General features: G+C 52.0%; 11 protein-coding genes and 1 pseudogene. 4 read left to right on the plus strand and 8 right to left on the minus strand.

Annotated elements, in window-relative coordinates; all coding sequences use genetic code 11:
- Window positions 1-36: 36 nt before the first annotated feature.
- Together bamC and dapA are read right to left on the minus strand one after the other, a co-directional pair.
- Complete coding sequence (gene bamC / locus J2125_RS05165) at window positions 37-1071, minus strand: outer membrane protein assembly factor BamC (protein ID WP_026112005.1); 1035 nt, start codon at window positions 1069-1071, stop codon at window positions 37-39.
- A gap of 14 nt (window positions 1072-1085) precedes the next feature.
- On the minus strand, window positions 1086-1964 hold the full coding sequence (gene dapA / locus J2125_RS05170) for a 4-hydroxy-tetrahydrodipicolinate synthase (protein ID WP_026112004.1): 879 nt from the start codon (window positions 1962-1964) through the stop codon (window positions 1086-1088).
- A gap of 158 nt (window positions 1965-2122) precedes the next feature.
- Between dapA and J2125_RS05175 the strand changes: the two genes are divergently transcribed.
- Window positions 2123-2716, plus strand: coding sequence for a glycine cleavage system transcriptional repressor (locus J2125_RS05175; RefSeq protein ID WP_017803236.1), 594 nt, complete (start codon window positions 2123-2125; stop codon window positions 2714-2716).
- Entirely contained in the window at window positions 2694-3161 is a 468-nt protein-coding gene (gene bcp, locus J2125_RS05180; RefSeq protein WP_017803235.1) for a thioredoxin-dependent thiol peroxidase, read from the plus strand. The genes J2125_RS05175 and bcp overlap by 23 nt, the downstream gene beginning before the upstream one ends.
- 105 nt (window positions 3162-3266) lie before the next feature.
- Here bcp and J2125_RS05185 read toward each other — a convergent pair whose 3' ends face one another.
- The 4 genes from J2125_RS05185 to J2125_RS05200 all read right to left on the minus strand — a co-directional run bounded on the left by J2125_RS05185 (window position 3267) and on the right by J2125_RS05200 (window position 7578).
- Window positions 3267-4334 (minus strand): AI-2E family transporter, encoded by a 1068-nt coding sequence (locus J2125_RS05185; protein ID WP_017803234.1) that lies wholly within the window; start codon window positions 4332-4334, stop codon window positions 3267-3269.
- Window positions 4335-4455: 121 nt separating this feature from the next.
- Window positions 4456-6066 (minus strand): sensor domain-containing diguanylate cyclase, encoded by a 1611-nt coding sequence (locus tag J2125_RS05190; protein WP_026112003.1) that lies wholly within the window; start codon window positions 6064-6066, stop codon window positions 4456-4458.
- 273 nt (window positions 6067-6339) lie between these two features.
- A complete protein-coding gene (locus J2125_RS05195; RefSeq protein ID WP_017803232.1) occupies window positions 6340-6942 on the minus strand; it encodes a DsrE family protein in 603 nt (200 codons plus the stop codon).
- 30 nt (window positions 6943-6972) lie between these two features.
- A complete protein-coding gene (locus tag J2125_RS05200) occupies window positions 6973-7578 on the minus strand; it encodes a DsrE family protein (RefSeq protein WP_017803231.1) in 606 nt (201 codons plus the stop codon).
- Window positions 7579-8320: 742 nt separating this feature from the next.
- Between J2125_RS05200 and bepA the strand changes: the two genes are divergently transcribed.
- Together bepA and arsC are read left to right on the plus strand one after the other, a co-directional pair.
- Window positions 8321-9787, plus strand: a complete 1467-nt coding sequence (gene bepA, locus J2125_RS05205) for a beta-barrel assembly-enhancing protease (protein ID WP_017803230.1) — start codon at window positions 8321-8323, stop codon at window positions 9785-9787.
- A 6-nt stretch (window positions 9788-9793) separates the two neighbouring features.
- Window positions 9794-10141, plus strand: coding sequence for an arsenate reductase (glutaredoxin) (arsC, locus tag J2125_RS05210; protein ID WP_017803229.1), 348 nt, complete (start codon window positions 9794-9796; stop codon window positions 10139-10141).
- Between the two features lie 6 nt (window positions 10142-10147).
- Here the strand turns inward: arsC and hda are convergent, their stop codons facing one another.
- Window positions 10148-10849 carry a DnaA inactivator Hda gene (gene hda / locus J2125_RS05215; protein ID WP_241764046.1) on the minus strand — a complete coding sequence of 234 codons (702 nt, stop codon included), beginning with the start codon at window positions 10847-10849 and terminating at the stop codon, window positions 10148-10150.
- A 198-nt stretch (window positions 10850-11047) separates the two neighbouring features.
- Window positions 11048-12331: pseudogene (gene uraA / locus J2125_RS05220) on the minus strand (uracil permease).
- Window positions 12332-12337: the final 6 nt, after the last annotated feature.

The raw sequence follows: 12337 nt of genomic DNA on the forward strand, positions 1-12337 counted from the left end.
AATGAAAAAAGGCCGGAGTGCTCCGGCCCTTTTAGTTTACTTGCTAAATGCCGCCTGGAATACGGCGACCAGTGCATCATTTTGCGACTGGGTCAGCGTATGTCCTTTCGGATCGATAAACTGCAAACTACTGCGGTTATCTAAATCACCGACTTGCAGTTTGTAGTCACCATTTGGCAAGCCAGGATCTTTCGCACCCAGGTCGTCCCAGTGACCGCTGCCAGGCGACTTATAGGTCACCGCAAGGCTGCCCTGCGAGCGGTTATTATCCGTCACTGTCATGCCGGCACGCTTCAGTGCATCCGGCAAACGCTGCCAGACCGCGTTGAACGGTGCGCGCAGAATCAGATTCGGCAGGCCGGTATCATCCGCGCCGCTCTGCACATCGATTTGCGATACGCTGCGATTAGCAGCGGCATCTTCCTGCGCGGATTCAATTTTGTCTAAACCGGTACTGATGTCGTTAAGCATCTGCGCGGTATAGCGCTGAATCTGCACCGGAGAAGTGACATCTTTATCCTGCTGCTGCAGCTGCAGTAAACGTACCGTCAGCGCCTGCTGATAGCCCTGCTGCTGCACGCTCACCTGATAGCGGCCACGATACTGATTATCTTCATCCGCACGATTCCACTGTACCCAGTCGGTGGTCAGCTGCTGGCTGGCATCCTGACGATCGGCAATCGGGAACTTATACGACTGAACCACATTCACTACCTGTGACCAGACCGAACCGCTACGCCCGTTCTCCAGCAGCAGGATGCCGGTATTGCCGGTAAACTGCGTACGTGTTCCGTTCATCAGCGCCAGAGGCTGGGCTGGCGGACGAATGTCGAGCTGCTTGCCAACAGCACCGGTGCTGTTGGTGGCTGCGATCTCATAATCACCGTTCTGCAGCGGCAGAATGGTTCCTGCTGGTGCGGTTAAATCTTTCAGTTCGGTCGCCTGCAAATAAGACTCGTCGCCACTGACCTGACGCTTATAGCGCTGATCGGTAGAACAAGCTGCAAGCAGCATCACCGTTGACAGTCCAACAACTTTCACTACCGTGGACTTCTTTACTGAGTAAGCCATCAAATCTCCCTAATTTACAGCAGACCCGCATGCTTGAGCGCCTGCTCGATAACCGGACGCCCCGCGTCGGTTATTGGCGTCATTGGAAGACGCAGCGTATCGGTTGCTATTAATCCTAACTTCTTCGCGGCCCATTTCACCGGGATAGGATTGGGTTCAACAAATAACTTCTGATGCAGATGCATCAGGCGCTGGTTAAGGCGGCGCGCTTCGACAAAGTTGCCCTGCTGCGCAAGGGCGCAGAGTTCAACCATCTCGCGTGCGGCGATATTCGCCGTTACCGAGATCACGCCATGACCGCCCAGTTGCATAAAGTCCAGTGCCGAAGCGTCATCGCCGCTTACCAGCACAAACTCTTCATCAACCAGCTCTTGGATCTGGCTAACACGCGATAAGTTCCCGGTGGCTTCCTTAATCCCGATAATATTTTTAATTTTGGCCAGACGACCTACGGTTTCCGGCAGCATATCGCAGCCAGTACGTGAAGGAACGTTATACAGCATCTGCGGCAGTGAAGTACTCTCCGCAATAGCTTTAAAGTGCTGATACAACCCTTCCTGCGTCGGACGGTTGTAGTAAGGCGTTACGGTCAGGCAACCGACAACCCCGGAATTCTCGAAGCGTTTGGTAAGAGAGATGCCTTCCGCTGTCGCGTTAGCACCGGTTCCGGCAATCACCGGAATACGACCATCGGCCAGCTCCAGCGTCTGCATCACGACATCGCCATGTTCATCATGGCTGAGGGTGGCGGACTCACCGGTAGTGCCTACAGATACAATCGCTGCGGTTCCGCTAGCGACATGATAATCAATCAGTTTTTTCAGACTCGCCCGGCAGACATTACCTTTGTCATCCATTGGCGTAACGAGCGCAACTATACTTCCCGTGAACATTGGCCATCCCCTCCACAAACAAGTCCTTCATGGTACGTTTGACGGGCATTGAAAAGCAAGCAGGCAACACCCCGGAGACCCTTGGCAGAGGGTATTTTTTATGTTTACCTTAGGGTTATCACTATTGCTAATCACCATGACCGACAGGACGTATCATTTTGCCGCAGTCACAGCAACATCATTTGGTCATTACCGCGCTGGGCGTTGACCGTCCGGGTATCGTCAATGCCATTACCCGCCATGTCAGCAGCTGTGGGTGTAATATTGAAGATAGTCGGCTTGCCATGCTCGGCGATGAGTTTACATTTATCATGCTGCTTTCCGGCAGCTGGAATGCCATTACCCTGATTGAATCGACCCTGCCGCTAAAGGGCGCGGAGCTGGAGTTACTGATTGTGATGAAGCGTACCAATGCCAGAGCGCACCCGCCGATGCCCGCCACGGTATGGGTACAGGTGGAAGTCACTGACTCGCCGCATATCATTGAACGCTTTACCGATCTGTTTGATTCACATCAGATGAATATCGCGGAACTGGTGTCGCGTACTCAACCGGCACAAGAAAATCAGCCGCCATTCCTCTATATTCAAATTACCGCCCACAGTCCTGCCAGTCAGGATGCCTCATTTATTGAACAAGCGTTTAACCAGCTATGTACAGAACTGCAGGCTCAGGGCACTATTAGTGTCGTGAATTACCCACAGCATGAAGAGAAAATGGAGAGTAGTGATGAATCCACTGAAAGCCGGTGATACTGCACCGAAATTTAGCTTGCCCGATCAAGACGGCGAACAAGTAAATTTGGCCGACTTCCAGGGACAGCGCGTGTTGGTCTATTTCTATCCGAAAGCGATGACACCGGGCTGCACCATTCAGGCATGCGGTTTGCGCGATAATATGGATGATTTAAAGAAATCTGGCGTAGAAGTGCTGGGCATCAGCACCGATAAGCCAGAAAAATTGTCACGTTTTGCCGAGAAAGAGCTGTTGAATTTCACGCTGCTTTCCGATGAAGACCATCAGGTCTGCCAGCTGTTTGGCGTCTGGGGTGAGAAAACCTTTATGGGGAAAACCTATGATGGCATCCATCGCGTCAGCTTCCTGCTGGATGGCAATGGTAAAGTGGAAAAAGTGTTCGACGATTTCAAAACCACCAATCATCACGATGTGGTGATGGATTATCTGAAGTCGGCCTGAACTGCAAGCCTGTAGGGGAGCCGTTAACGGCTCCCGTCTGGATGGCAGCCATGCGACAAACCACCGACACCGGCGGCGAGAACGCCGCCGCTACAAGCGGTTAAATCACTGTTCCTCGTCGACCAGCATCCCGTCTGGCCAGGCATGCACCACCGCTTTCACCAGCGTCGCCAGCGGAATGGCGAAGAACACGCCCCAGAATCCCCACAAACCGCCAAAGATCACTACCGAAAGAATAATCACTAACGGATGCAGATTCACCGCCTCGGAGAACAGCACCGGCACCAGCAGATTACCGTCCAGCGCCTGAATAATCAGATAGACAATAATCATGGTCCAGAAATCGCTGCCAAGCCCCCACTGGAACAGGCCGACGCAGATCACCGGAATAGTCACCACCATCGCACCGATATAAGGAATTAACACCGAGAAACCGACCAGCACCGCCAGCAACAGCGAATAGTTCAGGCCAATAGCGAGGAAACCAATCCAGGTGGCAATCCCGACCACCACCATCTCCAGCACCTTACCGCGAATATAATTGGTAATTTGCTGATTCATTTCGCTCCACACCTGCCCTGCCAGTCCGCGATTTCGCGGCAGCACCCGGCGCACGGCATTCAGCATCTGATCTTTATCCTTCAGCAGGAAGAAGACCATTAGCGGCACCAGCACCAGGTAGATCGCCAGTGTCATTAAACCGACCAGCGATGCCAGCGAATATTTCACCAGCGACTCACCGAGTCCGGTCAGACGACTACGCAAATTCTCGACGATAATATCGATAATGCCGGCATCCATCAGCGCCGGAAAACGCTTTGGCAAGCCCGCAGCATAGGTGTAGAGCTTATTCAGCATATTCGGCATATCGCGCGTCAGGTTGATGCCCTGTTGCCAGACCACCGGCGCCACCACCAGTACCATCAGCAGCAGAATACCGGCGAAAACCGTCAGCACAATACTGGTCGCCCAGCTGCGCGAGCAGCCCATACGCTCAAGACGAACGGTTGGCCATTCCAGCAGGTAAGCCAGCACCAGCGCTACCAGCAGCGGAGCCAGCAAACCGCTAAAAAAGAATAAAATACAGAACGCAGCAACCAAAATGATCAACAACGCAATGGCTTGTGGATCGCTGAAGCGACGGCGATACCACTGTATTAACAATGCCAGCATGACATTAACTTCCTTGAGTGCATTTTGGAGAAGGCAGGATTGTACTTGAAAGGCGCAGCGAACAGAAAGGCAGTCAGCAGGTTAGCGCAATTTTTGTCTGACCTGCTGACTTCTGACTTGTTTAGCCGTGTAAACGGGCGGGTGTAATCAGCAGCTGCGGTTGTTGAATCCCGGCATGAACCACACAGTTACGACCGGCTTTTTTGGCCTGATACAGAGCATCATCCGCGAGTTTAAACACCTCTTCCATACTCTCGCCATCAGGCCGCCACAGGGCAACGCCGATGGAAACCGAGACATTTCCGACCTGTTTAATCTCCGTCTGCGCCACACGCTGGCGCACGCGTTCAGCGATCATCAGTGCAGTTTCGCTATCTGCGCCCGGCAGAATCAGCAAAAACTCTTCGCCGCCATTACGGCATACCACATCGGTCTGACGCGAACTATGCTCCAGTTCACGCGCAATGCGAATAATCACTTCATCGCCGACATCATGGCCAAAGGTATCGTTAACCCGCTTAAAATGGTCGATATCCAGCGCCAGTAGCGCAAAAGGCTGGCGGGTGGTGAGGAAATATTCCATCACCGCACTGAGGCCACGACGGTTCAGCAACTGGGTTAACGGATCGGTCTGCACCTCAAACTTCAGCCGGCCAATCTTATCCTGCAGCAGGCCAATGCCAGCCAGCAGCGCACGCTTAATCTGCGCCGCTTCAAAGTACCAGGAGCGTATGCCATTAATCTCTGTCGATACGCCCTGCGCATCCATCTGGCTGGCTTTACGCGCCAGCTGAAACAGTGGCAAGGCGATCAGGCGCGCCAGAATCCATGCGGCAATCAGCGTCAACAGCGCGAAAGGCACCGAATTTTTCAGTACCTGAAGCAACAGGCTGCTAAGGGGGGCGAGTGTGGCCCTGGTAGGTTTCAGCGCCACTATCATCCAGTCAGCGGAGGGAACCATGGCATAACCCGCCAGCATCGGCTCGCTATTCTGTGGATGAATTTCCAGATAACCATTGCGGCGCTTACTTTTCTCTTCATCACTGATTAGCGGCGCAATACCTTTGCCAATCAGTTTACTGTCCTGGTGATAGAGCACCTGATTCTGTTTATCGACCACATACAGTGAAGAACCGTCGCGATAATACTGCTCGCCGAGTAATTCATTCAGAATGCTTTTCTTCTTCAGATACAGCGTGCCGCCGACATAACCGAGATAAGTGCCGGTTTTCGACCAGACAGGATAAGAGATAAACACCATAAGATTGTTCGCCGCCGAAATCGTCGGCTGGCTAATCAGCGGCTTACGCTCGGTCAACGCCTGGCGCGCTGCAGCCGTGGTCAGATGCATTCCTTTCAGCATCAACGACTCTGGCGAAATTGAGCGTACCCAGCCATTGGCGTCAACAATCACCACTGAGTTAAAACTGGTAGTTTGCTCGCGTAACCGGTCAACCTCCTGCTGCAACGCCGCATCATCATCTAAGCCATTGCTCAGGATATTCGCACTCCAGGAGAGCTGCGATTGCGCCAGCTGAAAGAAAATTTCAGTCGTTGAAGCCAGTTTCGTGGCGTAAACCCGATTCGACTCAAGCGTGTTATTAATCAACAGCTCACGCTGTACGCGCCATGTAGCATACAGTGTATTAGCTAGCGTAATCACAATGCTGGCAATCGCAAGCATGGTGATCAACGTGCGTAAGTCTGTCTTCGGCCAGAGTCGCCTTAACATAGACTTATCTCGATTTTACTGAACATTTTATTAGCGCCCTGGTATGATTTTATTGTGCGCAATTCTTATACGTGCGATGTATGCCCTGGTGAAGCACTGCACGATTGTATTCCTCCAATGGCTGCCACTGCAATTGGCTTTGACCGGCAAATGAAATATTTACTCATTTATTTCGTCAGGCGAGATAAATTACGCGAAATATATTACACCGGTAAGGATATGCAGCCCTGTTAACCAGAGTTAAGCATATCCACCTCTTTCACTATCGACCGATTAAAGCGGTAAAAAGGCGTATCCCTGATTTTCTAAAGTCGCGACGGTAGTACCGCTGGAAAGAGTGTGGATCACAGATCTATCAATCCAGTCACGTTGCAGATGATGAAATGCAACAGATTGATCACAAATCGTCACTTCTACTCCAGCTTTGCGTAATTCAGCAATTAGCTTCAGATTTGGATTATCCACGCCATACTTTTTACGAAACTGTTCATTATTCAGCGCCGCAGGTACTGCATCACTGTTGATCGATACCACAAACTGCAGTTTATCTACTGGCACCCCGGCCGCCACGTAGAGATTAGTCACGCGTGCAACCCGCTCCAGACCGAGGTTGGGGCTAATCATCTCCCCTTCGCTGCGGTTAATCTGAAACACAATTTTGTTACTCAGATCATCGCCCGGTTTGAAAGCGGCGTTATCAACATAATGTATTTTTCCATAGCCAGGGATGGCTGGCGTGGTCCAGAAATCGGCGGGTTCCGGATTATCAGCAAAACGCTGGCTTATTTTATCAGCAACTTTTGGAAACTCAGTAATATTACCGCCAACAAAACCGGCAATAGCAGCAATCAGAATATATGAGATGACAGGACGCATAGTTTATTCTCCCGACGGAAACGGAACTGATTACAGTGGTAAAAAGGCGTATCCCTGATTTTCGAGGGTAGAAACCGTGGTGGGACTGGAAAGCGCATGGACCACTGATCTGTCGATCCAGTCGAATTGATAATGATGAAAGGCCACGGACTGGTCACAGACTGAAACCACTACGCCAGACTTTTTAAGTTCATCAATCAGCTTAAGATTTGGGTTATCAAAACCATATATTTTACTGAACTGGGCATTACTTAACATTGCCGGAGTGGCATCCCCGGTAACCGAAACCACAAATTTTAATTGCTCAGCAGGCACACCAGAAGCAACATACAGATTCACTACCCGCGCCACGCGTTCAAGGCCCAGATTCGCCTCTTTCATCGACCCTTCACTTTTTGTGATTTGAAAAACGATTTTATTCGACATTGACGCATCTGGCTTAAATTGCACGTCGTTTTCATAGTGTATTTTGCCATAGCCCGCAATCGCAGGTGTCGACCAAAAACCTTCCGGGTCTGCGGCAACGGTAGCAAAGTGCGTACTCACTTTATCGTAAAGGATTGGCGCCTGACTGACAGCCGCACCAACAGAACCTGCAACAACCGCAATAAATAAACAGGAAACAACAGAACGCATAAATTGTACTCTCCGGTAAAACGACGACAGGCCAGGGAAAACAGACGCTGATTATTCGAGTCAACAAAGATGACTAATTTATCTATATCACAGCGCGTCCGGTTCAACCTTTTTTCCATCAATGCCGCAGGTGATAAATCTACTTTTCCGGTGATAATTAGCCAGGTTAAATATAAAGCCAGCGTTGTCTGTAAAGTTTCCTAAGTTTATTTAACACTGGATCTATTTATTTAACCCAATAGCAATAAAATGGCATAAATGATGGCTTTAAAGCTGAATATTTTATCCATTTAACACGCAGAAAAAGATATAATTGCGGCCAATACCTTCACCTGTCTGGCGTAAAAAAAAGGATTAAAGATTAAATTAACTGCATTAAGCGACGAATTTTTAACAGATTAACGGGCGTTTTTTTCAGAATTTTACCTGGAAAACCGCATGCCACATTCAATTTTACTGAACAGTTTTACACAACTTTAAAAAACCACGCCCACCGCTGTCAGATTAAAAAGCCGACTGCCAGCAATTTTTTACCCTTTTAGTTTCTGCTAATGTTCAGTTTTTTACGCCAACTCTGCGTTAAATGCTGTTTTACGTCACATTCCGCTGCCGCACGGTGATTTCTTTCTCAATCAGCACTCGGTAAACTGTCAACGTAAGTGAGGCACGTTTGCGCAGTCAGTAAAGAACGTTTCGTCCTGCCGCCTGTCAAAATTCTACCTTCTTGTTATGGGACTGAAGTATGTTCAACCGGTTGAAGAAAAGTCTGGTCGCTTCACTGATTACCACACTGCTGGCAGGCAGCATGCTCCCTGCCAGGGCGGATGATCTGTCCGATTCCCTGCCGGATATTGGCACCACCGCGGGCGGAACGCTGTCGATTAATCAGGAACTGCAGATGGGCGACTTTTATGTGCGCCAGCTGCGCGCCAGTGCGCCACTGATTAACGATCCGCTGCTGAATGACTATATTAACCAGCTGGGACAACGGCTGGTTGCCCATGCCAACTCCGTACGAACACCATTTCATTTCTATCTGATCCGTAATGATGAGATCAATGCTTTCGCCTTTTTTGGCGGCAATGTCGTGCTGCATTCGGCGCTGTTCCGTTATACCGATAACGAGAGCCAGCTGGCGTCAGTCATGGCGCATGAAATCTCCCACGTCACCCAGCGCCATCTGGCGCGCGCGATGGAGGAGCAGCAACGCAATGCGCCGCTGACCTGGGTCGGCGCCTTAGGCTCAATTTTACTGGCCATGGCGAATCCACAGGCGGGTATGGCGGCGCTGACCGGTACGCTCGCCGGCACCCAGCAGGGGGTCATCAGCTTTACCCAGAACAATGAACAGGAAGCGGACCGCATCGGTATTCAGGTGCTGCAACGTGCCGGTTTTGATCCACAGGCCATGCCGAATTTCCTGCAAAAGCTGGCCGATCAGTCACGTTTTGCGTCTAAGCCGCCAGAAATTCTGCTGACCCACCCACTGCCCGACAGCCGTCTGGCCGATGCGCGCAACCGCGCCAATCAGATGCGCCCGGTGGTAACGCAATCCTCGCAGGATTACTATATGGCCAAAGTGCGCGCGCTGGGTATGTACGCCACCGGACGTAATCAGCTGGGCGACGATTTATTGAATAGCTGGTCAAAAGGCAATGTGCGCGAACAGCAGGCGGCGCAATATGGTAAAGCGATTCAGTTCCTTGAAGCGAAAAGCTTCACCGATGCGAAGCGGATTGTTGAACCGCTGCTGAGTAAGCAGCCGGATAACGTCTGGTATCTGGATATTATGACGGATATCGATATTGGTCTGAATCAGGCGCCACAGGCGATTAAACGCCTGACCGCGCTACGCGCTTCAACCAGCAATCCGGTGCTGCAGCTTAACCTCGCGAATGCCTATGTTGAAGCGAAGCAGCCCGCTGCCGCCAGCCGTATTCTTAATCGCTATACTTTCTCCCATCCTGACGATCCTAACGGCTGGGATCTGCTGGCGCAGGCTTCGGCGGCACAGGGTTTACGTGATGAAGAGCTGTCCGCCCGCGCCGAAGGTCTGGCGATTGCCGGACGTCTCGATCAGGCGATTACCACCTTAAGCAGCGCCAGTGCGCAGGTTCCACTGGGTAGCTTAAAGCAGGCGCGCTACGATGCGCGTATCGATCAACTGCGCCAGCTGCAAAAACGCTTCCGCCAGTACACAAGGACATAACACCCGATGGTGACTATTTATCATAATCCGCGCTGTTCCAAGAGCCGGGAGACACTGGCTTTGCTCCAGAATCGTGGCGTCGCGCCGCAAGTGCTGCTCTATCTTGAAACGCCCCCCGATCTGGCAACACTCAAAACGCTGCTGAAGCAGCTGGGTATGAATAGCGCGCGTGAACTGATGCGCAATAAAGAAGAGATATACAAGACTCTGCAGCTGGCGGATGCGACCTTAAGTGAGACGCAGCTGATGCAGGCGATGATTGATAATCCGAAACTAATAGAACGGCCGATTGTGGTCGCCGGGGGTCAGGCGCGGATCGGACGTCCGCCTGAGCAGGTACTGGAAATTTTATAGATACTTTTAAAGGTCGAGCGTCTCTTTTACAAACGGAATGGTCAGCTTGCGCTGGGCGCTGATGGATGCACTGTCCAGCCGGTCCAGCGTCACAAACAGCGTACGCATTTCGCGATCCAGTCGCTTCAGCAGGAAACGGCCAACGTCTTCCGGCAGCTCAAAACCACGCAGATTGGCGCGCAGCTGTAGCGCCTGCAACTTGTCTTCGTCGGAAAGCGGTTGCAGCTTATAGATTTGTCCCCAGTCGAGGCGCGAAGCAAGATCGGCCAGTTTAAGATTCAGCTGACGTGGTGGACGATCGCCGGTGATCAGCAGGCGCGTCTTACCGGTTTCAAGAATACGGTTATAGAGATCGAAGATCGCCATTTCCCACAGCTCATCACCGGCGATGCATTCAATATTATCGATGCAGATCAGCGCCAGTTGCTCCATGCCATCCAGCACTTCCGGCACAAACCAGGTGCGCTTATCCAGCGGCACATAGCCCACCGCTTCACCACGTGCGGAAAGCTCGGCGCAAGCCGCGTGCAGCAAATGGCTGCGTCCGCCGCCTTCGCGTGACCAGAAATAGAAATAGCTGCCATGTTCCTGAAGCAGAGCGCTTTTTAGCGCGGCCAGTAGCGACGGATTTTCCCCCGGCCAGAAGCTGGCGAAGGTTTCGTCGTCGGGCAAATAGAGTGGCAATGAAAGCTGTGCCGGCGTGTTCAGAAGCACCTCAAGTGTGAACGGGCAGAAAACGGCAAAAGTTTATCATAACTTTCGCCATTTAATAAAACGGGCAGCCGCGCAGGCAGCATTATCTGTCGTAGGGGAGCCGTTATCGGCTCCCGTTCAGATGGCGGACACAGTGCAAACCATCGCCACGGGCGGCGAGAACGCCGCCCCTACGGTCGGATTATCTGTCGATCAATCTGGCGATTTTTCATCCGCATCAAGGATTACTTCTTCCGGACGCAGCATACTGATGACTTTAAAGATCAGGCTTAAGCCGACGCCAACAATGGTCGCCAGCGCCATCCCTTTCAGTTCCGCCGCACCGATATGCACTTTCGCCCCGCTGACGCCGATAATCAGGATCACCGATGTCAGGATCAGGTTTTGCGCTTTGTTATAATCCACTTTCGATTCAATCAGCACGCGAATACCAGAAGCACCAATCACGCCGTACAGTAGCAGTGATACGCCGCCCATCACCGGCACCGGAATGGCCTGGATTGCCGCCGCCAGTTTGCCGACGCAGGACAACATAATCGCCAGAATGGCCGCACCGCCAATCACCCAGGTGCTGTAAACACGGGTAATCGCCATCACACCGATATTTTCACCGTAGGTGGTATTCGGTGTGGAGCCAAACAGACCGGAGAAGACCGTTGAAATACCGTTGGCAAACATCGAGCGATGCAGGCCAGGATCTTTCAGCAGGTCTTTTTTGACGATATTGGCGGTGACCACCAGATGGCCGATATGCTCCGCAATCACCACCAGCGCCGCAGGCAGGATAGTAAAGATGGCGAACCACTCAAAGCGTGGGGTATAGAAAGTGGGCAGCGCAAACCAGGGCGCATCGCGCACTGGCGTCCAGTCAACAATTCCCATGGCGAAAGAGAGGCCGTAACCGACCAGCACGCCAATCAGAATCGGAATAATCGCCATAAAGCCACGAAACAGCACCTATCCAAAGATGGTTACCGCCAGCGTAACCAGCGAGATAATCACCGTTTTGCTGTCGGCTGATGCGCCCTCAGCAGGCAGCAGACCGGCCATATTTGCCGCCACACCCGCCAGTTCCAGACCAATGACGGCGACTATCGCCCCCATCGCCGCTGGCGGGAACATCACGTCCAGCCAGCCGGTACCGGCCTTTTTCACAATCAGCGCCACGATGCAGAACAGCACGCCGCACATAATAAAGCCGCCAAGCGCCACTTCATAACCCAGCGGCAACAGCAGCAGCACCGGCGAAATAAACGCAAAGCTGGAGCCAAGATAAGCCGGGATCTTGCCTTTACAGATAAACAGATACAGCAGCGTGCCAACACCATTAAACAGCAGCACCGTCGCCGGATTGATATGAAACAGAATCGGCACCAGCACCGTGGCGCCAAACATGGCGAACAGATGCTGGAAACTGAGCGGAATGGTCTGAAGCAGCGGTGGCCGCTCACTGACGCCGATAGCGCGACGAGTCATGGAATC

Source organism: Winslowiella toletana (assembly GCF_017875465.1).
Classification (GTDB): domain Bacteria; phylum Pseudomonadota; class Gammaproteobacteria; order Enterobacterales; family Enterobacteriaceae; genus Erwinia; species Erwinia toletana.

Excerpts from the sequence above, each read along its gene's own strand:
- J2125_RS05200 (WP_017803231.1), bottom strand. The coding sequence starts at position 7,578 with ATGCGTTCTGTTGTTTCCTGTTTATTTATTGCGGTTGTTGCAGGTTCT.
- J2125_RS05190 (WP_026112003.1), bottom strand. The coding sequence starts at position 6,066 with ATGTTAAGGCGACTCTGGCCGAAGACAGACTTACGCACGTTGATCACC.
- bcp (WP_017803235.1), top strand. The coding sequence starts at position 2,694 with ATGAATCCACTGAAAGCCGGTGATACTGCACCGAAATTTAGCTTGCCC.
- J2125_RS05185 (WP_017803234.1), bottom strand. The coding sequence starts at position 4,334 with ATGCTGGCATTGTTAATACAGTGGTATCGCCGTCGCTTCAGCGATCCA.
- bepA (WP_017803230.1), top strand. The coding sequence starts at position 8,321 with ATGTTCAACCGGTTGAAGAAAAGTCTGGTCGCTTCACTGATTACCACA.
- bamC (WP_026112005.1), bottom strand. The coding sequence starts at position 1,071 with ATGGCTTACTCAGTAAAGAAGTCCACGGTAGTGAAAGTTGTTGGACTG.
- arsC (WP_017803229.1), top strand. The coding sequence starts at position 9,794 with ATGGTGACTATTTATCATAATCCGCGCTGTTCCAAGAGCCGGGAGACA.
- J2125_RS05195 (WP_017803232.1), bottom strand. The coding sequence starts at position 6,942 with ATGCGTCCTGTCATCTCATATATTCTGATTGCTGCTATTGCCGGTTTT.
- dapA (WP_026112004.1), bottom strand. The coding sequence starts at position 1,964 with ATGTTCACGGGAAGTATAGTTGCGCTCGTTACGCCAATGGATGACAAA.